The sequence below is a fragment of the Bartonella sp. P0282 genome (genome assembly GCF_048452985.1).
Lineage (GTDB): Bacteria > Pseudomonadota > Alphaproteobacteria > Rhizobiales > Rhizobiaceae > Bartonella > Bartonella choladocola.
On the sequence record NZ_WTFO01000002.1, the window covers coordinates 671,858 to 691,771 of the forward strand.

Consider the following 19,914-nt stretch of genomic DNA (forward strand, 5'->3'; position numbering starts at 1 on the left):
TCCTAACTCCGAGCCTCTTAAAGACCAGTCGAAACGTCGATTGACTGACCTTCAGCCAGCGTCACGATCGCTTTTTTGACATCACTCTGTCGACCGACAACGCCTTTAAAACGTTTCACCTTACCCTTGCGGGTTGTTGTATTCACTGCTGTAACTTTGACACCGAACAAAGCTTCAACAGCCGCTTTGATTTCTGATTTTGTCGCCTTCGGTGCAACCTTGAACACGACTTGATTATTTTCCGATAGCATCGTCGATTTTTCGGTAATAACCGGGCTTACGACGACATCATAGTGGCGAAGATCTGTCATTTGAACCGCTCCTCAAGGGCTTCGACGGCTGCTTTGGACAAAACCAGTTTGCCACGACGCAGAATGTCATAAACGTTGATCCCCTGAACCGGCAAAACATCAACATTTGGAATGTTCGATGCGGCACGGGAAAACTTCAAATCAATTTCCTTACCACCGATGAGCAATGCATCCGAAAAACCGAGTTTGGCAAAATCCTTCGCCAATACCTTGGTTTTGGCTTCCTTGACGTTCAATTCGTCAACAATAATCAGATCTTGCGATTTCACTTTTGCAGACAGCGCATGACGCAAGCCCAAAGCACGGACTTTCTTCGGCAACTCGTGAGCGTGGCTGCGAACAACCGGCCCATGAGCCTTACCACCACCACGGAATTGCGGAACACGTGCAGATGAGTGACGGGCACGACCAGTACCCTTCTGCTTATACATCTTTGCACCGGTCCGCGATACATCGGCACGTGTCTGGCTTTGATGCGTACCTTGCTGACGACGGGCGAGCTGCCAACGGACAACACGTTGTAGAATATCTTCACGAGGATCCAAACCGAAGACTTCTTCCGAAACCTTCAACTTGCCAGCATCCTTACCGTCAAGAGTTGTTACGATGAGATCCATTATCAGGCTCCCTCAGCGACTGTAGCTTCCGCCTTCGGGGCAGCAGCATCTGTTTTTGCATTCTTTGACTGACGCAAGGCGGCAGGCTTCGGCGCATTTTCAGGAACGCTCTTCTTGACAGCATCCCGCACCAAAATCCAAGCACCCTTTGACCCCGGAACAGCACCACGAACCAGAATCAACCCGCGATCGGCATCTGTTGACACAACTTCAATATTCAAAGTCGTTATTCTGGTCTGCCCCATATGGCCAGCCATTTTCTTACCCTTAAACACTTTGCCCGGATCCTGGCGTTGGCCTGTCGAACCATGGGCACGGTGTGTAATGGAGTTACCGTGCGAAGCACGATGTCCACCAAAGTTATGACGTTTCATAACACCGGCGAAACCTTTACCGATCGACGTACCAGTCACGTCAACCAATTGACCGGGAACAAAATGTTCCGCAGTAATTTCAGCCCCAACTTCCAAAAGATTATCGGGGCTTACACGAAATTCCGCAATTTTTGCTTTCGGCTCTACCGAAGCTTTTGCAAAATGACCACGTAATGCTTGAGAGGTATTCTTTACCTTGGCAAGCCCTACGCCTAACTGAACAGCAGTATAGCCATTCTTCTCAACTGTACGCTGTGCAACTACCTGACAATTCTCCAAACGAAGAACTGTAACAGGCACATGTTCACCGGCATCATTATAGACGCGGGTCATGCCCAGCTTTTGTGCTATTACACCTGAACGCATCGGGTTCGTTCCTTCCGTCCCCAAGCCTTAAAGCTTGATCTCGACATCAACACCAGCAGAAAGGTCGAGCTTCATAAGCGCGTCCACTGTCTGCGGCGTCGGATCAACAATATCAAGAAGACGCTTGTGTGTGCGCATCTCAAACTGCTCACGGCTCTTCTTATCGATGTGCGGCCCACGATTAACCGTGAACTTCTCGATTCGCGTCGGAAGCGGAATCGGTCCACGGATATTGGCGCCAGTACGCTTGGCGGTCGACACAATCTCACGTGTCGATGCGTCAAGAATCCGGTGATCAAACGCTTTTAAGCGAATGCGGATGTTCTGACCGTTCATACTCTTTTTATCCCTGTCAATCGGAACGTCTTTTCACAAAGACGCTCCTTAACAATTAAAATTCAATTATTCAATGATTTTGGAAACGATACCGGCACCAACTGTGTGGCCACCTTCACGGATAGCGAAGCGGAGCTTCTCTTCCATAGCAACCGGAACAATCAGTGTAACATCCATCGTAACGTTATCACCCGGCATAACCATTTCTGTACCTTCCGGCAATGTTACAATACCGGTAACGTCTGTTGTACGGAAATAGAACTGAGGACGATAATTGGTGAAAAATGGTGTGTGACGACCACCTTCATCCTTTGTCAAAATATAGGCTTCTGCCTTGAACTTGGTGTGCGGTGTAACAGTACCGGGCTTTGCCAATACCTGTCCACGTTCAACACCTTCACGTTCAATACCACGAAGAAGAGCACCGATATTGTCGCCTGCTTCACCTTCATCAAGAAGCTTGCGGAACATTTCAACGCCGGTCACTGTGGTCTTTGTCGTCGGGCGGATACCTACGATTTCAACTTCGTCACCAACCTTGACAATACCGCGTTCAACACGGCCGGTCACAACTGTACCACGACCGGAAATCGAGAACACGTCTTCAATCGGCATCAGGAAAGGCTGGTCGATCGGACGCTTCGGAGTCGGGATATATTCATCAACTTCGTGCATCAAAAGACGAACAGCATCTTCACCGATTTCCTTGTTGGTGCCTTCAAGAGCAGCCAATGCCGAACCCTTGACAATCGGAATCTCGTCGCCGGGGAAATCATATTTTGAAAGAAGTTCGCGAACTTCAAGTTCAACCAGTTCCAACAGCTCTTCATCGTCTACCTGATCGACTTTATTCAGGAAAACAACAATAGCAGGAACACCAACCTGACGGGCAAGAAGAATGTGTTCGCGTGTCTGGGGCATCGGGCCATCAGCAGCAGAAACAACAAGAATTGCACCGTCCATCTGGGCAGCACCGGTAATCATGTTCTTGACATAGTCAGCGTGTCCGGGGCAATCGACATGGGCGTAGTGACGCTTCTCTGTCTCGTATTCTACGTGTGCTGTAGAAATCGTGATACCACGAGCGCGTTCTTCCGGCGCAGCATCAATCTGGTCATACGCCTTGAACTCGCCAAAATACTTTGTAATCGCTGCCGTCAACGTTGTTTTACCATGGTCAACGTGACCAATCGTGCCGATATTTACATGCGGCTTCGTACGTTCATATTTGGACTTTGCCATCTGAGCTCTCTCCATTTTCTGCCCCGTTCGGGGCTGAGTTGAAAGTTAATACGTAACCGCCTGATTACGCGAATTTTTTCTGAATTTCCTGAGCCACCGCCGTAGGCACTGGTTCATAGTGATCGAATTGCATTGTATATTGGGCACGCCCCTGACTCATCGAACGCAAACTATTGACATAGCCAAACATGTTTGCGAGCGGAACCATGGCATCCACCACAGTAGCAATACCTCTTGGCTCTGTGCCGGAAATTTGACCGCGACGGGAGTTCAAATCACCGATAACATCACCAACATAGTCTTCCGGTGTAACAACCTCGACCTTCATGATAGGTTCAAGAAGTTGTGCGCCGGCCTTCTGGGCTCCCTCACGGAAAGCAGCACGAGCAGCAATCTCGAATGCCAGTACGGAGGAGTCAACATCATGATAAGCACCATCAAGCAATGTTGCTTTGACACCCTGCATAGGAAAGCCAGCAAGTGGGCCGGAACCCATAACGCTTTCCAGACCTTTCTGGACACCGGGGATGTATTCCTTCGGAACCGCACCACCGACGATCTTCGATTCAAACAGCAAGCCGTCACCGTCATAAGGTTCAAAAAGAATCTTCACACGTGCAAACTGGCCCGAACCACCGGACTGCTTCTTATGGGTATAATCAATTTCAGCAGGCTTTGTAATCGTTTCACGATAAGCAACCTGCGGCTGACCGACATTCGCCTCGACCTTGAATTCGCGGCGCATACGATCAACAATGATGTCAAGGTGAAGTTCACCCATACCGGCAATAATTGTCTGCCCCGACTCTTCGTCCGATTTTACACGGAATGACGGATCTTCAGCCGCCAAACGATTAAGAGCAATGCCCATTTTTTCCTGATCGGCTTTAGTCTTAGGTTCGATTGCAATTTCGATAACCGGTTCCGGAAACTCCATACGTTCCAGAATAACCGGATGAAGCGGATCGCAAAGAGTATCGCCCGTGGTAGTTTCTTTCAAACCGGCCAATGCAACAATATCACCTGCGTAAGCCTCTTCAATATCGGTACGGGCATTGGAATGCATCAACAACATACGGCCGATACGCTCTTTTTTACCCTTTACGGTGTTTTCAAGAGAGACACCTTTGTGAAGCTCACCCGAATAGATGCGGCAGAAGGTCAACGAACCAACAAACGGATCGTTCATAATCTTGAATGCTAACATTGACAAAGGTGCTGCATCCGACGATTCACGTGTTGTTTCTTCACCCGTCTTAACGTCAATGCCCTGAATAGCAGGAACATCAACCGGCGAAGGAAGATAAGAAACAACAGCATCCAACAATGGCTGGATACCTTTATTTTTAAAGGCAGAGCCACAAAGAACCGGATGGAAAAGCACTTCACAAGTACCTTTACGGATCAGTGAAATCAGCTCTTCATTGGTTGGCATTTTGCCTTCGAGATAGGCCTCGGTAGCCGCCTCATCAACTTCAACAGCAGCTTCTACCAGCTTTTCACGATATTCTTCGGCTTTAGCCTTCATATCTGCCGGAATTTCACTGCTTACAGTGTGACCACCAATAGAACCATCCCATGTAAGGGCTTTCATATCGATAAGATCAATGACGCCCTCGAAATCGTTCTCGGCACCAATCGGCAACTGGAGAACCAGTGCATTCGCGCCAAGACGCGAGCCGACCATTTCAACACTGCGATAGAAATCCGCACCGATCTTGTCCATTTTATTGACAAAAACCATACGCGGTACATGGTATTTTTCAGCCTGACGCCAGACAGTTTCAGTCTGCGGCTCAACACCGGCATTCGCATCAAGAAGAGCTATCGCACCATCAAGCACACGCAATGAACGCTCGACTTCAATTGTGAAATCAACGTGTCCGGGAGTGTCGATAATATTGAACCGGCATTTTTCACCATTACGCCCCTTCCAGAACGTTGTCGTGGCAGCGGAAGTAATGGTAATACCGCGTTCCTGCTCCTGCTCCATCCAGTCCATTGTTGAAGCGCCGTCGTGCGTTTCGCCGATTTTATGATTCTTACCGGTATAGTAAAGAATACGCTCGGTCATTGTGGTCTTACCGGCGTCAATATGAGCCATAATACCAAAATTACGATAATCTTCGATTTTATACTCGCGAGCCATATTTTTTGCTTTCGATTAAAAAGAGTTCACTTACCAACGATAATGCGAGAATGCGCGGTTGGCTTCAGCCATACGGTGTGTATCTTCGCGTTTCTTGACAGCCGAACCACGATTATTCGCTGCATCCATCAATTCGCCCGACAAACGATCAACCATGGTTGTCTCGTTACGGTTACGTGCCGCTGCAATAAGCCAACGAATGGCCAATGCCTGACGGCGATCGGGACGTACATCAACAGGAACCTGATAAGTTGCACCACCAACACGACGAGAACGGACTTCAACATGAGGAGCAACATTCTCTAATGCCTGGTGAAACAGAGCAACCGGCTCCGTTTTTGCTTTATCACCAACTGCATCAAGCGCACCATAAACAATGCGCTCTGCAACCGACTTCTTACCATCAAACATGATGGCATTCATAAATTTTGTAATCACAAGATCACCGAACTTCGGATCTGGATTAATCTCACGTTTTTCTGCTCTATGGCGACGGGACATTGGCTTCGTCTCTCAAACTTATTTAGGACGCTTGGCACCGTATTTGGAACGGCGCTGCTTACGATTCTTGACACCTTGCGTATCGAGCACACCACGAATGATGTGATAACGAACACCAGGCAAATCCTTAACACGTCCGCCACGAATCATGACAACGGAGTGTTCCTGAAGGTTGTGACCTTCACCGGGAATATAACCAATAACTTCAAAACCATTGGTCAAACGAACCTTGGCAACCTTACGGAGAGCCGAATTCGGTTTCTTTGGTGTCGTTGTATAAACGCGTGTGCACACGCCACGCTTTTGCGGGTTTGCCTGCAATGCAGGAACCTTATTACGCTTGACCGGCGCTGTACGCGGCTTGCGGATCAACTGGTTTACGGTAGGCATTCAACCTTCCTCTTTTCAATCTCTTTTGTCTCGCCCAATCTGGGCCGCTTCACTTTATTCAGTTGCCAGCAAAAACTGGCGACAACAGTAAACGCATGCACAAAAAACCGGGCTTCACCGCTATCGTGCAGATCACCCGACTATAAGCAGAGGAGACCGTAAAAGCCTCATGCATCCGGCATTTGCGTTTCAAAACCGTAAAACGAACCCTGTTTGAGGCGAACTCCAAAACGTGTCGTTTTGAAAATGTAGCTAACCTCACATCGGCTCCGATGGCGGTTTATTAACGATAAACAAGTGTTGCGTCAAGTCCTATAGCCGAGAAAAACAATGAAATCGCGATTTTTACGGCGTTTGGACGACCAATCGACAGTTTATAACAGGAAGATTGTCGATTGAGACCATTTCAGGAGAAATCACACGCCGCAAAAATTCCGATAAATCCGGTAATTTATGAATATTCCGAATTTTGACGCACTGCGCATGTGCGCCCGATTTCCTCTATCAAGAGAATCGAAGCATGAGTCTGAACGGAATCATTAAAAAAACGTTCCCTTGAATTGATGCGGTGCTTTTGCCCCCGTTCGGCTCTTTTATATAGTTTAAAAATTCCGAACCGTAAGAACCAATCAAAAAGCTTTCAATACAAAATAAGAGCTTTATAAGAGCTTTTCCTGATGTCGGCTTTCCGTTCGCTTTTATAAAACAATCGGCCAAACACCATCAGATCTTATCTTATAAAATGTCACATCCTTTACTTTATTAATATATGAAACCGTGTCGAATGATATATTCGCACCTCTTTAGTCCTTGAATAAAAGCGCGACCAATTTTTCATTGAATAGTGATTGAAGCATTGAATGGTGGTTGAATCATTCCGCTTTTCCCGAACAACCTTCCGGATAATGGCTTGGCCTCAGGATAGTTGCATAATCTTCTTCCCGGTAAGCTCTATCAATAAAAGCCGGATTGTTTTGACAAAAACGGGATTTTTGAAAGAGCTATCCATTAGAAAAGCTACCCATTATATTTTTATTCCGATAAATAACATTAAAACATCAACTAACGCTTGAAGCTTCAGGATAAGATTGGTTAAAGTGACGGGTATGAAAATAGCAACCTGGAATGTGGCAGGTATCAGAGCCAGACATGATACGCTGATAAAGTGGCTAAAATGGTGTGAGCCTGATATTGTCTGCCTGCAAGAAACCAAAACGATAGATGCAAATTTTCCTCGTGCCGAGATTGAAGCTCTTGGCTACCACATCGAGGCACACGGGCAGAAAGGTTTCAACGGCGTCGCACTGCTTTCAAAAACCAGTCCCGATGAAGTCGTTCGGGGCTTGCCTGGTGATGATAGTGACGAACAGGCCCGCTACATCGAAGCTGTATATTCGACCCAAAAAGGCGTCATACGGGTTGCATCACTTTATGTGCCCAATGGTAATCCTGTCGATAGCGAAAAATACCCTTACAAATTGCGTTGGTACGAACGCTTTCAAAAACACGCCGCTTCTCTTCTTGCTTTGGAAGAACCGCTGGTATTTGCGGGTGATTATAATGTAATCGGTTCAGATTACGACGCCAAAAACCCGCAAGAATGGATTGGCGATGCACTTTACCTTCCACAAAGTCGTCAAGCCCTGTGGGGAATCAGGAATCTCGGTTTTTATGACGCAATCCGTTCGACTTCCGACAATCCGGACTATAGTTTTTGGGATTTCAAATCAGGCGCATGGACAAAAAACGATGGAATAAGAATAGATCATTTTCTTATTTCCCCTGAAGCCGCCGACAAGCTCGAAAGCAGTTCGGTACAAAGCGTTGTGCGTGGATGGGAAAAACCATCCGATCACGTTCCCGTTGTCATTAAGCTGAAGTAATTTCCCTTTTATTTGCATCAAAGTTTTATAAAATATAAAGAATCCTTTAAAAAACACAGAAAATTTATATTCATAAAAAAAAATGTGTTAAACTCGCGATCGTAGGCAATTTTGTTGCGGAAATAATCAAATAGGAGAACATTCATGAAAAGAGCTCTCATGGCTTTTGCCGCTTTGGCAATCTTGGGACTGACTGGCACCGCAATGGGCCAGCAGAAAGACACGCTTGAAAAAATAAAGGATAGCGGGTCGATCACATTGGGTGTGCGCGAATCATCGGGTTTGGCCTATGCGCTCGGTAACGGAAAATATGTTGGTTTCCATACCGAAATGGCAGAGCGCATTATCGACGATATTTCCAAAAAAATTGGCAAACCGATCAAGATCAATTATCTGCCGATTACTTCTCAGAACCGCATTCCGCTTTTACAAAATGGAACTTATGATTTTGAATGTGGTTCGACAACCAATAATGCTGCAAGAGGTAAAGAAGCAGCTTTTGCCTATACGACTTATGTCGAAGAAGTACGCATTGCCACCAAAAAGGATTCCGGCATAAAATCTATTGCCGATCTCAACGGGAAAACTGTTGCGACGACCACCGGCACAACTTCGGTGCAGCTTATCCGCAAGAACAAACGTGCACAAAATATTGATTTTAAAGAGGTAAACGGGAAAGATCACGCCGATAGTTTCCTGCTTCTGGAATCGGGAAGAGCTGATGCTTTTGTTATGGACAGATCAATTCTTGCAGGAAATATCTCAAAATCGAAGAATCCGTCGGATTATGTCATTCTCAATGACGTTCTTTCTGTTGAACCTATTGCCTGCATGTTGCGTCTTGACGACAAGAATTTGGAACAGGCAATTGATGACAGTATTGTACGGCAAGTAAAAGACGGATCTCTCGAAACTCTATATAATAAATGGTTTATGCAGCCGGTGCCTCCTTCAAATACGGTCGTCGGATTACCGCTTTCCGATACAACGAAATATGCTTGGGAACACCCCAACAACAAGCCTATGGAAGATTATCAGGAAAACAAATAATAACTTGTGAGAAACAAGGCTGCATGTTTTTGAAGTTGCATGCAGCCTATTTATGGCGTTACAAGCCAATGCGGCTTGGTAAAAACAGAGTGCGTGCGTACTCGTGCCAGATTTTCGGGAATACTCTACAATGGATTTCTCATTCCTCTGTATGGATGATATCGATCATACCCATGTTGCCGGTTGTTTCGGTAAAGCGGGCGTGAGTCATACCTATCTCGATACACTGCTCAATGCATTTTTGAATACAGCTCTCCTTTCAATTTCAAGTTTAATTTTAGCGATTATTGTCGGTGTGATTATCGGCACAATGCGAACGCTGCCTCGCACATCGCTCTTCAATCGTATATTACGCGCAATTGCCCGGATATGGGTGGAAATAACACGCAATATTCCACTACTCGTCCAGATATTTCTTTGGTATTTCGTTGTTCCGAAGATTTACCCGCCCGCAATGGGCTTTCCGCCAATGATCCTTGTCATTTGTGCTTTGGGATTTTTTACCTCGGCCCGAATTGCCGAACAGGTTCGTTCGGGAATTGAAGCTATTCCAACCGGTCAACGTTATGCTTCCATGGCAATGGGTTTTACCACTTATCAAACCTATCGCTACGTCATTTTACCGCGGGCGATGCGAACCATTTTGCCACCGCTTATTTCCGAATCCATGGGAATTGTGAAAAACTCGGCCGTCGCTTTTGCGGTTTCAATCCATGAATTGATGCAATTCCAGTTTCAGGCCATTGAAGAAGTCAGCCATATTTATGAAAACTACATGGTTGTGACAGTTCTTTACGTCATTATTTCTCTGGTTATTTTTGTCGTTATGTCAATCATTGAACGAACGGTCAAAATTCCCGGATTCCAGACGGAGGGGAGATAATCATGTCGAATCCCGGCTCTACCCTATCCTATTATCTGACGTTCGACTTTTCGTGGATGGATTTTTCCTTCTTCACTTTCGATGTATTCAAAACCTACATTTTATCCGGCCTTATTTTCAGTGTCGTATTAACAATTGTTGCCACCGTCCTTGGAGTGATCTTCGGAACACTTTTGGCAATGATGCGGCTTTCATCAATAAAGCCTTTATCATGGATAGCCACCATTTACGTTACTGCCATGCGCTCCATCCCTTTGGTGATGGTAATTCTCTGGTTTTTCGTCTTGCTGCCTTTTGTCACCGGACATTCGATCGGCGCAAACAATTCCGCATTCATTACGTTCACAGCCTTTGAAGCAGCCTATTTCGCAGAAATTATGCGCGCCGGCATAAGGTCGGTTCCGCAGGGGCAAAAATTTGCCAGCGAAGCTCTCGGCATGACTTATTGGCAATCCATGCTGATCGTCATTTTACCTCAAGCATTACGAAATATGCTTCCCGTTCTTCTTACGCAGGTCATTATCCTGTTTCAGGATACATCGCTTGTCTATGCAATTAGCGGCAATGATCTTCTCAAAGGTTTCGACATTGTGGCAAACAATTTCGGTGTCAAACAGGAAGCTTATATTCTTGCCGCCGTGTTCTATTTTGTGATCTGTTTCACGCTCTCGCAGGCTGTCATGTATCTGCAGAAAAAAGTCGCTATTATTCGCTGATAGGAAAGTTTTATGCCCGAACATATGATTGAAGTAAAAAACGTTTCCAAATGGTATGGAAAATTCAACGTTTTGAAGAATTGTTCGACCAATATAAGCAAAGGCGAAGTTGTCGTTGTATGTGGTCCTTCCGGTTCTGGTAAATCGACCTTTATCAAGACCATTAATGCACTTGAACCGTTTCAGGAAGGGCAGATTTGGGTCGACGGTGTTCCCGTTCATTCTCCGAAAACCGATTTACCCAAATTACGTAGCCGCGTTGGTATGGTTTTCCAACATTTCGAGCTTTTTCCGCATTTATCGGTGATGGAAAATTTGACGATTGCGCAGACCAAAGTTCTGCATCGTTCAAAGAAAGATGCAATCGAAAGCGGGCTGAAATATCTCAAACGCGTCGGTCTGATCGACCATAAGGATAAATATCCGGGGCAACTTTCGGGTGGTCAACAACAGCGCGTTGCCATTGCGCGCGCTTTGACAATGGATCCTGTTGTTATGTTGTTCGATGAACCAACGTCTGCACTCGACCCTGAAATGGTGGGTGAAGTGCTTGATGTCATGGTAGGACTCGCACAGGATGGAATGACGATGATATGCGTAACCCACGAAATGGGCTTTGCACATAAAGTATCAGACCGTGTCATTTTCATGGATGCCGGAGCAATATTGGAAGATTGTACATCGGAAGAATTCTTTGCATCACCTGATTTGAGAACGCCGAGAGCCCGCGATTTTCTGTCGAAGATTTTGAGCCATTAATCCGACAAGCGGCAACAAGCAGTTCACGTAATGAAGAGGCGATTGGCTGGTTCAACATCCGGTGCTATGTCTTGTTGCCCGAAGATTGAAAACAAGCCAGATATTATCCTTGTGGTTATTTCCGGATTTGGTAAATAGCCGACAATGATTGACCCAATCATCGTTGGCTTCTATCCGGCTTTGCGAAATTTTTCTTTCGCTAATTGGCGCAATCCTGTCTTAGCAAACATTCATATCATCAATGTGGACACGTCAGCTAATTGCGACAGACGTTTGCGGGATAGACTTGCCGCATTGGTCGCCGGAATGTCAGGCTAACAATCAATCGCTACAAAAACCTCTTCGTTATACCGTTCACGAAATGGCTGAAAGCCAACAGCATAACACAGTCATCAAAAAGCATCCGGTTTAAAAGCAACCTGCCCGCCTACCCAAAAACCTTGGTGTGCCCCAATAGTAGCCCGTGGCGCGGCAACAGTGCCGCACCCGACTTTCGACACATTATCACTCTTCACAACAAAATGGTGATTGAGTGGCGCTATAAAACGGGGATCTATGAAACGGGGGCCTTATAAAACAGCGGCCCTATAAAACGGCGACCCTATAAAACGGCGGCCCTATAAAAACACGCGATTGAATGGAACTCTTACCGGAATAGATCGACTGATGAATACCAACGCCTATTGAAAATTTATAAAATTGAAAGTTAAAAACCGTTATCGTTCCTGACGATGTCGCTTGCAAGAGAAATAGCCGTGCGCCGATCGGCTTCGCCCGAAACCGCGAAAGCACGTTCTTGCAATTGCCGAATCCATGTCTGGTCGTGTGGACCGGCTTTTTCATAAGCTGCCGTCATCATTGCAAGCCCCCGCACTGTTTTGCCTGCTTGAAACAACATATTGCCCAACATTGCTTGCGCTGCCGGATTGCCTTTTCTTGCCGCAAGCTGGAACCAGCGAGCAGCCTGAACGGGATTTTTTTCTCCCCCATCGCCATTCAACAGCATTTTTCCCAAACGATATTGCGCTTCAGGATTACCGAAATTGGTTGCCGCCTGCAAATAAAGACTGCGTGCTTGCGGCATATCCTGTTTGACAGGCGAATTAGGAATCCCCGTTACGAGATAAGTCGCTATCTCTACCAGAGCATCGGAAAGGTAGCTTTCGTCTTCCGAACCGGGATCGGCACCTTCCTGAACAATACGAACGTAAAATTGATAGGCCGCATAATCATTCTCGGCGACGCCATCACCATCCGCATACATGCGTGCCAGCTTCCAATTGGCACCGGGGTGCCCCATATCGGCAGCATATTTCAGTGCCTTGACAGCCTGCCCCTTATCACCATTTTTATAAGCTGAAATACCGCTCTTGAAAAACTCGAACGGGCTATCCGATTGGCTTTTTGTCTGGTTAACATCAAGCGCAGATGCGGTAGAAAGGCAGATTCCCAATGTGAGCGCAGTCACACTGGCCAACCATCCTTCTTTGCATCTGTTCATATGAAATTTTCCTATCTAGCCCGATTTCAACGAGCAATGGCTTTTATGTTGAATAAAATGCTCTTGCTTTGTGGTGGGAATGAGGCATCAAATTTGTTCCTGATGTTAGCATATCAACTTTCAAAAGTGTGTTGCCTGAAAGCAACACCGGAAGATCACTCTATTATAGTTAACCGGTCGAAAGCCATGAATTTTTTAAAATTGCATCATAGCTATAATTATGTAAGATAGCCTCCTGTATTGCTAAACAAACACCAATAAATCTGTGCGAAAACATTTCGCATTTTTAGCCGGTTTGGCCTTATTTGTATGAGTCGGAACAATGATGAGTAAAACGGGTCTTGTAGCGTTCGCGCTTTTCACAGTGGTAATATCAGGCTGTTCTACAACCACAAAGCCTGAAAGTGCCGTGACAAATGCAACCTCCGCAACAACGACAGGCTATTGGTATCTTGGCGATAATGGCGAACGCCAGTGGCGAACATTGAACCCGGCCGACATTCCTGCACCCGCCCCGGCAGTGCGTAAAAATTACGCTTCAGCCATGGGAAATGGCAGCGGACGCGGCTAAAAGTAAAAACCGCCTGATAATTGGTACAGGCGGTTTTTAAATTTCAACATCATCAAAAACTTATCCAAGCCGCTTCAGAGCAATAGCCAGTTTTTCTTTAGCCGCTTCAAGCTCGGTCAGGCGTTCGCGTTCAGCCTCGACAATTTCCGGCTTGGCATTTGCAACAAACTTGGGGTTATCAAGCTTTTTTTCGACCTTTTCGATGTCAAGATCAATCTTGCCCATTTCTTTGTGCAGCCGTGCCCGTTCGGCTTCAAAATCAATCAATTTGCCTAACGGCATACAAAATGTTGCTTCGCCAAGGATAATCTGGGCAGCTGCATCCGGAACTTTATTTGCAAAGTCGATCGTTTCGATACGTGCCAGACGCTTGATCGCTGCTTCATGACGTTCGACACGTTCTTTTGTTGTATTTCCTGCTTCGACAATGACCAAAGGCGCCATTGCACCCGCCGGAACATTCATTTCAGCGCGCGCAGAGCGGATTCCGCCGACAACATCAATGAGCCAGTTTATATCTTCCGCCGCCTTTTCATCACGGAAATTGATATCCGGCCAGCTTGCGAGTGCCAGCATCGTCGTTCTTTTATGCTGGTCGGTTGCCGTTAGCGCCCATAATTCTTCCGTCATATAAGGCATGAACGGGTGCAGAATTTTATAAACCTGTTCGAGAACCCACGCGACACAAGCCTGCGCTTCTTTTTTCTCGCTTTCGTCTTCGCCCTGAAAAATCGGCTTCAACAATTCGAGATACCAATCACACAAAGTATTCCAGATAAAGCGATAAACTGCTGCGGCTGCATCATTGAAACGATAGGTTTCAATTCCCGATGTTACAACTTCAATTGTTTTTGAAAGCTCTGTCAAAATCCAGCGATTGAGTGACAGTTTGACGGTTTCGGGTTTGAAAGAGGGATCATAAGCAACCCCGTTCATTTCGGCAAAACGCGTTGCGTTCCAAAGTTTTGTGCCAAAATTGCGATAGCCGGCAATACGTGCAGGGTCGAGTTTCACATCCCTGCCCTGCGCTGCCATAATAGCAAGTGTAAAGCGCAATGCGTCCGCACCATATTCGTCCATCAGATCGAGCGGATCAATGACATTACCCTTCGATTTCGACATTTTGGCGCCGTTCTTGTCACGAACCAGCGCATGCATATAGATGTTGTGGAACGGCACATCATGCATGAAATGCAGCCCCATCATCATCATACGCGCGACCCAGAAAAACAGAATATCGAAGCCTGTCACCACAACGCTGGTCGGGTAGTAGGTTTCAAGTTCTTTTGTCTTATCCGGCCAACCGAGCGTCGAAAATGGCCATAAAGCTGACGAAAACCAGGTGTCAAGTACATCCTCGTCACGCCGTAATTCGACTGTTTTACCATAATATTCATCAGCCGATTTTTGCGCTTCTTCAGCCGACTTTTCAACGAAGACCTTTCCGTCAGGCCCGTACCAGGCCGGAATCTGGTGTCCCCACCATAACTGGCGGGAAATACACCAGGGTTCGATATTTTCCATCCAGTTGAAATAGGTTTTTTCCCAATTCTTCGGGATAATCACCGTTTTTCCGGTTTTAACAGCATCAATGGCCGGTTTTGCAAGCTTTTTTGCATTAACATACCATTGGTCGGTCAACAACGGTTCGATCGGCACGCCGCCACGGTCGCCATGGGGAACCATATGTGTATGGTCTTCAATACCGGCGAGATAGCCGCCCTCTTCCATCATTTCGACAATTTTTTGTCGGGCATCAAAACGATCCAACCGGTCGAATGCTTCAACGAGCTTTTGGAGTGTCTCTGTTTCTTCGAGATCTTTCAGGAAATCTTCATTATCACGCAGGAAAATTTTCGCATTTTCCGTCATGATATTGATAATTCCAAGATTGTGCCGACGCCCCACCTCGAAGTCATTGAAATCATGAGCCGGAGTGATTTTAACAGCACCCGTCCCTGCTTCGGGGTCGGCATAATCATCGCCGACAATTTCGAGCTTGCGTCCGACGAATGGCAATATTGCATGATGCCCTATGAGAGCCTTATATCTTTCATCCTTCGGATTGACAGCTATGCCGGTATCGCCAAGCATAGTTTCAGGCCTCGTGGTGGCAACAACAATGAAAGTATCCGGATCGTCGGGATTGAAAACTTTTCCTTCCAGCGGATACCGAAAATGCCAAAGATGTCCTTTTACTTCTTTCTGCTCGACTTCAAGATCGGAAATCGCGGTCAAAAGCTTCGGATCCCAATTGACAAGGCGCTTGTCTTTATAGATCAAACCTTCCTTATAAAGAGTAACAAAAACTTCCAGTACAGCGCGCGATAGCCCTTCATCCATCGTAAAACGCTCACGCGACCAGTCGCAGGAAGCACCGAGACGCCGCAGTTGATGGGCTATTTTGCCACCCGATTCTTCGCGCCATTGCCAGACGCGTTCGACAAATTTTTCGCGTCCCATTTCTTGGCGTGTCGGTTCTTTCCGTTGAGCCAATTGGCGCTCGACAACCATTTGTGTGGCTATTCCGGCGTGGTCCATTCCCGGCTGCCATAAAACATTCTTTCCCCGCATCCGTTCAAATCGCACCATAATATCCTGAATGGTGTTATTGAGCGCGTGCCCCATATGCAAAGAACCGGTGACATTAGGCGGTGGAATGACAATGCTGAAAGCCTCGGCTCCCGGTTTTGATCCTGCTCCGGCCTTGAAGACACCGTTTTCTTCCCATTGTTTTTCTATACGGGGCTCGGTCGAGCCGGCATCATATGTTTTTTCTAACATTCTCTTTTCCAATTTTCACCGGTAGACGGCAATCTTGTTGCTCTATTGCAAAAAGCTATCCCAGTTCCGTTTGAAGACATATTTCCAATCGGTTTTAACCGACTTCGTATCAGGTTTCAAAAAATAATGAAATAATTTGATATAATTTCCCGATAAAATGCGAAACCCCTTTATTTCAAGACAATTTCAACCTCTTTCGATCCTGTTTTTTAAAGATCGAACGTCATCAAATTAAGAATATCCAAAACCGAATATCCTTTAGCACGACACATATGATAGATTCGAAACATACGATGAAATAGACAAGATTGCCGACGCAATAGACAAGATTGCCGACGCAATAGACAAGGTTCAAAACGTCTGGACAATAGAGGATAAGTGCATCAGTCCCGATCAGACGGAAATTTTTTCTCGAACGCTTTGATAATTTCCTCTTGAAGGATTCTTTCCACCAGTGAAGACCAATGATTTTGCAACCATTTCAGAAGAACCGGACGCAATACCTGTTCTGCCAAACTTTCAACGGCATCCCAGAGTTTCGGGTTAAACTCGAGTTCCGGATAACGCATCTCGTTATCGATCTCGTTTTCTGAATTTCTCCCATCGGAATTGTCTACGTCCTGTCGGGCTGAAAGATCAGCCTTTTCAGTATTCTGATAATGGTTCCGACTTTCAACGGCTTCCGCGCTATCTGCCATTTTCGGCTGTTGTTCCCCGTTTAATGGCTCGGAATCCTGTTGTTGGGATGTTTCGTCACTTGTAGCAGCTTGAACGCGCTGGTCGGCTGTTCCTGCGTCATAGCCTTCATTTTCCGGATTCTGGTTGGCGGAACCATGGTCTTCCTGCCCGCCCAAGCCAATACGCGCAGCAAGTGCCTTCATTGCATCGTCGACTGTCAGAGCTTCGGGATTATTCTCTGAAATGTCCTTATCGGCCGGCGCGGCTGTTTCGTCCGGCGAGGCAGTTTCGGCCGTTGCGGCTGTTCTTGCAGCTTTCACGCGGGATGTATCACGAGCACCGACACTGTTAACAGCTTCATTTATCTCATTAGACCGGGGATTAACGCGTCCGGTATTTTCTTCAATAATCTCGCGGATAGATGCAAGTATCTCGTCCGTGTTTGGTTCCTTCAACGCGTTTGAACTTTGTGCCATACTCTTTTACCTCTCAACCCGAAATACAACCAGAATCGTGGTTGGAGTTTAGCAAAACAACTGTCACGCTAAAATCATACGGCCAAGTTTAAGATAGACAACACACAGATTTCTCTGTTTTTTCAACCATTATTATATAATCGACCATAATATACTCTTTTAACGTTTAATTTACAAAAAACCTTTCGTTGTTAAAAAAAACGTGTGATCTACCTCAGGTTGTAGCATTCATTCAGGAAAAGGAAAATTTATCCAATTGCACATCAAGCAAAGCGTTCTTCCGGAAATTAAATATACCGGTTAAGAATCCGGCACTTAAGTTTATTTTTCATAGTAAAAAGATAACTCTTTCAGTAGTGATTGGCGCATTCACTATAAACGTTGTTATTATAGAATCTGGAAGTTCTTCCTGTTGATAGCATTGTTGATATTGACAATTGATCTTTTTAATGTACTGTTATGATACATTCATGAAGAATGTGAGGTAGCGCTGGAATAGCTATGAGAGCTTGAAAAGCTGCAGTATTCTTGAGGGGATACGACATGACCATCTCATCTACCGCATTAACTGGACGAAGTGGAGAAATAGCACTTCAGTTGATTCAATCGATAACGTCAAAGACCAACAATTCAAACAAGTCAAATCCCTCTGACGTTAAAAACAATATTCAAGAACTTGTAAAACAAGCCGGTGAAATTCGGGATAAATCTCAAGCAGATTTTCGATCCAAATTGATTGAAAATGCCTTGAAAGCAAATAATGCGCAATCTCAAGATAAAGTCAAAGATGATAACAAGGTTAAGATTGCTGTTGATCGGGAAAATCAGGCTTCTGTTGATAAAATACAAAAAATCATAGGCGATGCTATTGATATTACAGAAATAAAAGATGGTTCATCGTCTCGCAGCCTATCAAGTGTTATATATCAAAATTTATATGATTATTTAGAAGACAACCCTCATGCTCTCTCTCAAGATCAAATGAAAGAGATTGTGGTTGAATATTATAAAATCGGTGTTCGTGAAGGTAGAATAGAAGATCGTCACGGCCTTATGGATAAGTTGGTTTCAGGCGATTATCAAATCTATATGGGGGACGAAGTCGACGATCCGATGTTTGACCGGGTCAACTACGCTTTTAAGCGAAAAGAGGGGGGAGGCGAAGTCAGCGAACTTGAAGTTGACAAATCTCAACTCGCTCCAGGCACGAACGAACGGGCAAGACAGCTTTGGGAAAGTGGCAAAACACTTGCAAGTGGCGATCTTTTCTTGAGTGGTAAAAACGCTCGTCGGTGGCGTTATAATATCGTGTTCTAAAAAAACAGATAATATCGGTAAACACGACTGTCATCATTATTTGTAAAAGTTTAGACACGATCTGACAATTTGGACTTTTCAAAGCGGGAGTTGCCCTCTTTGCGTGTTGTGACAAAACAAACATTCAAAGAACGGCAGCTCTCATGATTGCAAAGAACGAATGATCTAACACAAGATCGGATTGTTTAATTTTATTGATGAATTGGGAAACGCCTCTAAACTGTGCGAGATTATTGAATTTCCCCCCGACACTTTCTGTCGAGGTCAATCTGTGCTGCTGACGATGGTGCAAGGCTCTGTTCGAGCGTATGCGCCGCAGCCCGATTTAAAAAAACGCGTTGATGAGAAGATTGGCAATACCGATATTTCCCTTTGCCGCCCGCTAACCCGTTGATCGAAAGGTTTGAAACAATCACGAGTTTCGTATATTTGTTGTATTTGTCTTTGCATCCGGCTTGCTTTCCAAATGGCAGCAATGATCTGGTGAACTTCCACTTCCGGTTGACTTTCCTTGAAAACCGGTTGCCGATAATGGCATTTTCCCGCCGGAAGCGCAGATTGTTTCTCTAAAAAAGAAGAAATCGGATAATGAAGCTTGGTGAGTGGGTGAAATTGCCCTTCCCGCTTAATCGGCTTATCAAGATACGTCCTATGTCGGAACATTAAAGGGTGTCGGACATGTTTATCAGCATAGTTTTGTCGATCTCTATTCAAAAGCAAGCTGTGCCAAGCTCTTGCCCCAAAACCCGATCACGGCTGCCGACCTTTGCCATCACCCTGTAATGTCGATCTTTCGGGAATATGACCTAACTATACTGCGAATATCCACTGACAGGGGAAACAGAATATTGCGGTAAACGCAATGCGCATGATTATCCGCTCTATGTTGCCGTCCATAACATTGAACAGAAGAAAACCAAGGCAAAATCACCGCAGACAAAGAACATTGTTTAACGCAGCCCGAAGACCATCTCGCAAAAATTCCAGCAGGTTAAATTCCGGAACGAAGT

The 19,914-nt window shown here is 45.7% G+C and carries 18 protein-coding genes; 7 read left to right on the top strand and 11 right to left on the bottom strand.

Features of this window, described 5'->3' with window-relative positions:
• Nucleotides 1-17: 17 nt before the first annotated feature.
• From GQS64_RS08310 to rpsL, 8 genes are all read right to left on the bottom strand, one after another.
• Nucleotides 18-311: a 50S ribosomal protein L23 gene (locus tag GQS64_RS08310; RefSeq protein WP_077992532.1), complete on the bottom strand. Its 294-nt coding sequence runs from the start codon at nucleotides 309-311 to the stop codon at nucleotides 18-20.
• The gene (rplD, locus tag GQS64_RS08315; protein ID WP_077992534.1) at nucleotides 308-928 is read right to left on the bottom strand and encodes a 50S ribosomal protein L4; all 621 of its coding nucleotides are present in this window, start codon (nucleotides 926-928) and stop codon (nucleotides 308-310) included. Before rplD ends, GQS64_RS08310 begins: the two co-directional genes overlap by 4 nt.
• Nucleotides 929-930: 2 nt before the next feature.
• Nucleotides 931-1,668 (bottom strand): 50S ribosomal protein L3, encoded by a 738-nt coding sequence (gene rplC, locus GQS64_RS08320; RefSeq protein ID WP_077992535.1) that lies wholly within the window; start codon nucleotides 1,666-1,668, stop codon nucleotides 931-933.
• Between the two features lie 27 nt (nucleotides 1,669-1,695).
• Complete coding sequence (rpsJ, locus tag GQS64_RS08325) at nucleotides 1,696-2,004, bottom strand: 30S ribosomal protein S10 (RefSeq protein ID WP_075870855.1); 309 nt, start codon at nucleotides 2,002-2,004, stop codon at nucleotides 1,696-1,698.
• A gap of 66 nt (nucleotides 2,005-2,070) precedes the next feature.
• A complete protein-coding gene (gene tuf / locus GQS64_RS08330; RefSeq protein ID WP_077991855.1) occupies nucleotides 2,071-3,246 on the bottom strand; it encodes an elongation factor Tu in 1,176 nt (391 codons plus the stop codon).
• A 64-nt stretch (nucleotides 3,247-3,310) separates the two neighbouring features.
• The gene (gene fusA / locus GQS64_RS08335) at nucleotides 3,311-5,395 is read right to left on the bottom strand and encodes an elongation factor G (RefSeq protein WP_077992537.1); all 2,085 of its coding nucleotides are present in this window, start codon (nucleotides 5,393-5,395) and stop codon (nucleotides 3,311-3,313) included.
• A gap of 30 nt (nucleotides 5,396-5,425) precedes the next feature.
• A complete protein-coding gene (rpsG, locus tag GQS64_RS08340; RefSeq protein ID WP_075868529.1) occupies nucleotides 5,426-5,896 on the bottom strand; it encodes a 30S ribosomal protein S7 in 471 nt (156 codons plus the stop codon).
• A gap of 18 nt (nucleotides 5,897-5,914) precedes the next feature.
• Complete coding sequence (gene rpsL, locus GQS64_RS08345) at nucleotides 5,915-6,286, bottom strand: 30S ribosomal protein S12 (protein WP_002964366.1); 372 nt, start codon at nucleotides 6,284-6,286, stop codon at nucleotides 5,915-5,917.
• A 1,106-nt stretch (nucleotides 6,287-7,392) separates the two neighbouring features.
• On the opposite strand from rpsL, the gene xth reads away from it, so the two are divergent.
• The 5 genes from xth (at nucleotide 7,393) to GQS64_RS08370 (ending at nucleotide 11,577) form a co-directional block, all read left to right on the top strand.
• A complete protein-coding gene (xth, locus tag GQS64_RS08350) occupies nucleotides 7,393-8,169 on the top strand; it encodes an exodeoxyribonuclease III (protein WP_198231240.1) in 777 nt (258 codons plus the stop codon).
• 144 nt (nucleotides 8,170-8,313) lie between these two features.
• Nucleotides 8,314-9,219 (top strand): transporter substrate-binding domain-containing protein, encoded by a 906-nt coding sequence (locus GQS64_RS08355; RefSeq protein WP_077992541.1) that lies wholly within the window; start codon nucleotides 8,314-8,316, stop codon nucleotides 9,217-9,219.
• A 130-nt stretch (nucleotides 9,220-9,349) separates the two neighbouring features.
• Complete coding sequence (locus GQS64_RS08360) at nucleotides 9,350-10,102, top strand: amino acid ABC transporter permease (RefSeq protein WP_198231241.1); 753 nt, start codon at nucleotides 9,350-9,352, stop codon at nucleotides 10,100-10,102.
• Between the two features lie 2 nt (nucleotides 10,103-10,104).
• Nucleotides 10,105-10,818, top strand: a complete 714-nt coding sequence (locus GQS64_RS08365) for an amino acid ABC transporter permease (protein WP_077992544.1) — start codon at nucleotides 10,105-10,107, stop codon at nucleotides 10,816-10,818.
• Between the two features lie 12 nt (nucleotides 10,819-10,830).
• Nucleotides 10,831-11,577: an amino acid ABC transporter ATP-binding protein gene (locus tag GQS64_RS08370; RefSeq protein ID WP_077992546.1), complete on the top strand. Its 747-nt coding sequence runs from the start codon at nucleotides 10,831-10,833 to the stop codon at nucleotides 11,575-11,577.
• A gap of 706 nt (nucleotides 11,578-12,283) precedes the next feature.
• Here GQS64_RS08370 and GQS64_RS08375 read toward each other — a convergent pair.
• Nucleotides 12,284-13,078 (bottom strand): tetratricopeptide repeat protein, encoded by a 795-nt coding sequence (locus GQS64_RS08375; RefSeq protein WP_077992548.1) that lies wholly within the window; start codon nucleotides 13,076-13,078, stop codon nucleotides 12,284-12,286.
• 322 nt (nucleotides 13,079-13,400) lie between these two features.
• Between GQS64_RS08375 and GQS64_RS08380 the strand changes: the two genes are divergently transcribed.
• The gene (locus GQS64_RS08380) at nucleotides 13,401-13,649 is read left to right on the top strand and encodes a hypothetical protein (protein WP_149866648.1); all 249 of its coding nucleotides are present in this window, start codon (nucleotides 13,401-13,403) and stop codon (nucleotides 13,647-13,649) included.
• A gap of 60 nt (nucleotides 13,650-13,709) precedes the next feature.
• On the opposite strand, the gene GQS64_RS08385 is transcribed toward GQS64_RS08380, so the two are convergent.
• Both GQS64_RS08385 and GQS64_RS08390 read right to left on the bottom strand, forming a co-directional pair.
• Entirely contained in the window at nucleotides 13,710-16,433 is a 2,724-nt protein-coding gene (locus GQS64_RS08385) for a valine--tRNA ligase (protein ID WP_198231242.1), read from the bottom strand.
• Between the two features lie 383 nt (nucleotides 16,434-16,816).
• Complete coding sequence (locus tag GQS64_RS08390; RefSeq protein WP_198231243.1) at nucleotides 16,817-17,587, bottom strand: DUF2497 domain-containing protein; 771 nt, start codon at nucleotides 17,585-17,587, stop codon at nucleotides 16,817-16,819.
• 543 nt (nucleotides 17,588-18,130) lie between these two features.
• Here GQS64_RS08390 and GQS64_RS08395 point away from each other — a divergent pair.
• Nucleotides 18,131-18,904, top strand: coding sequence for a hypothetical protein (locus tag GQS64_RS08395; RefSeq protein WP_198231244.1), 774 nt, complete (start codon nucleotides 18,131-18,133; stop codon nucleotides 18,902-18,904).
• The last annotated feature ends 1,010 nt before the right edge of the window (nucleotides 18,905-19,914 follow it).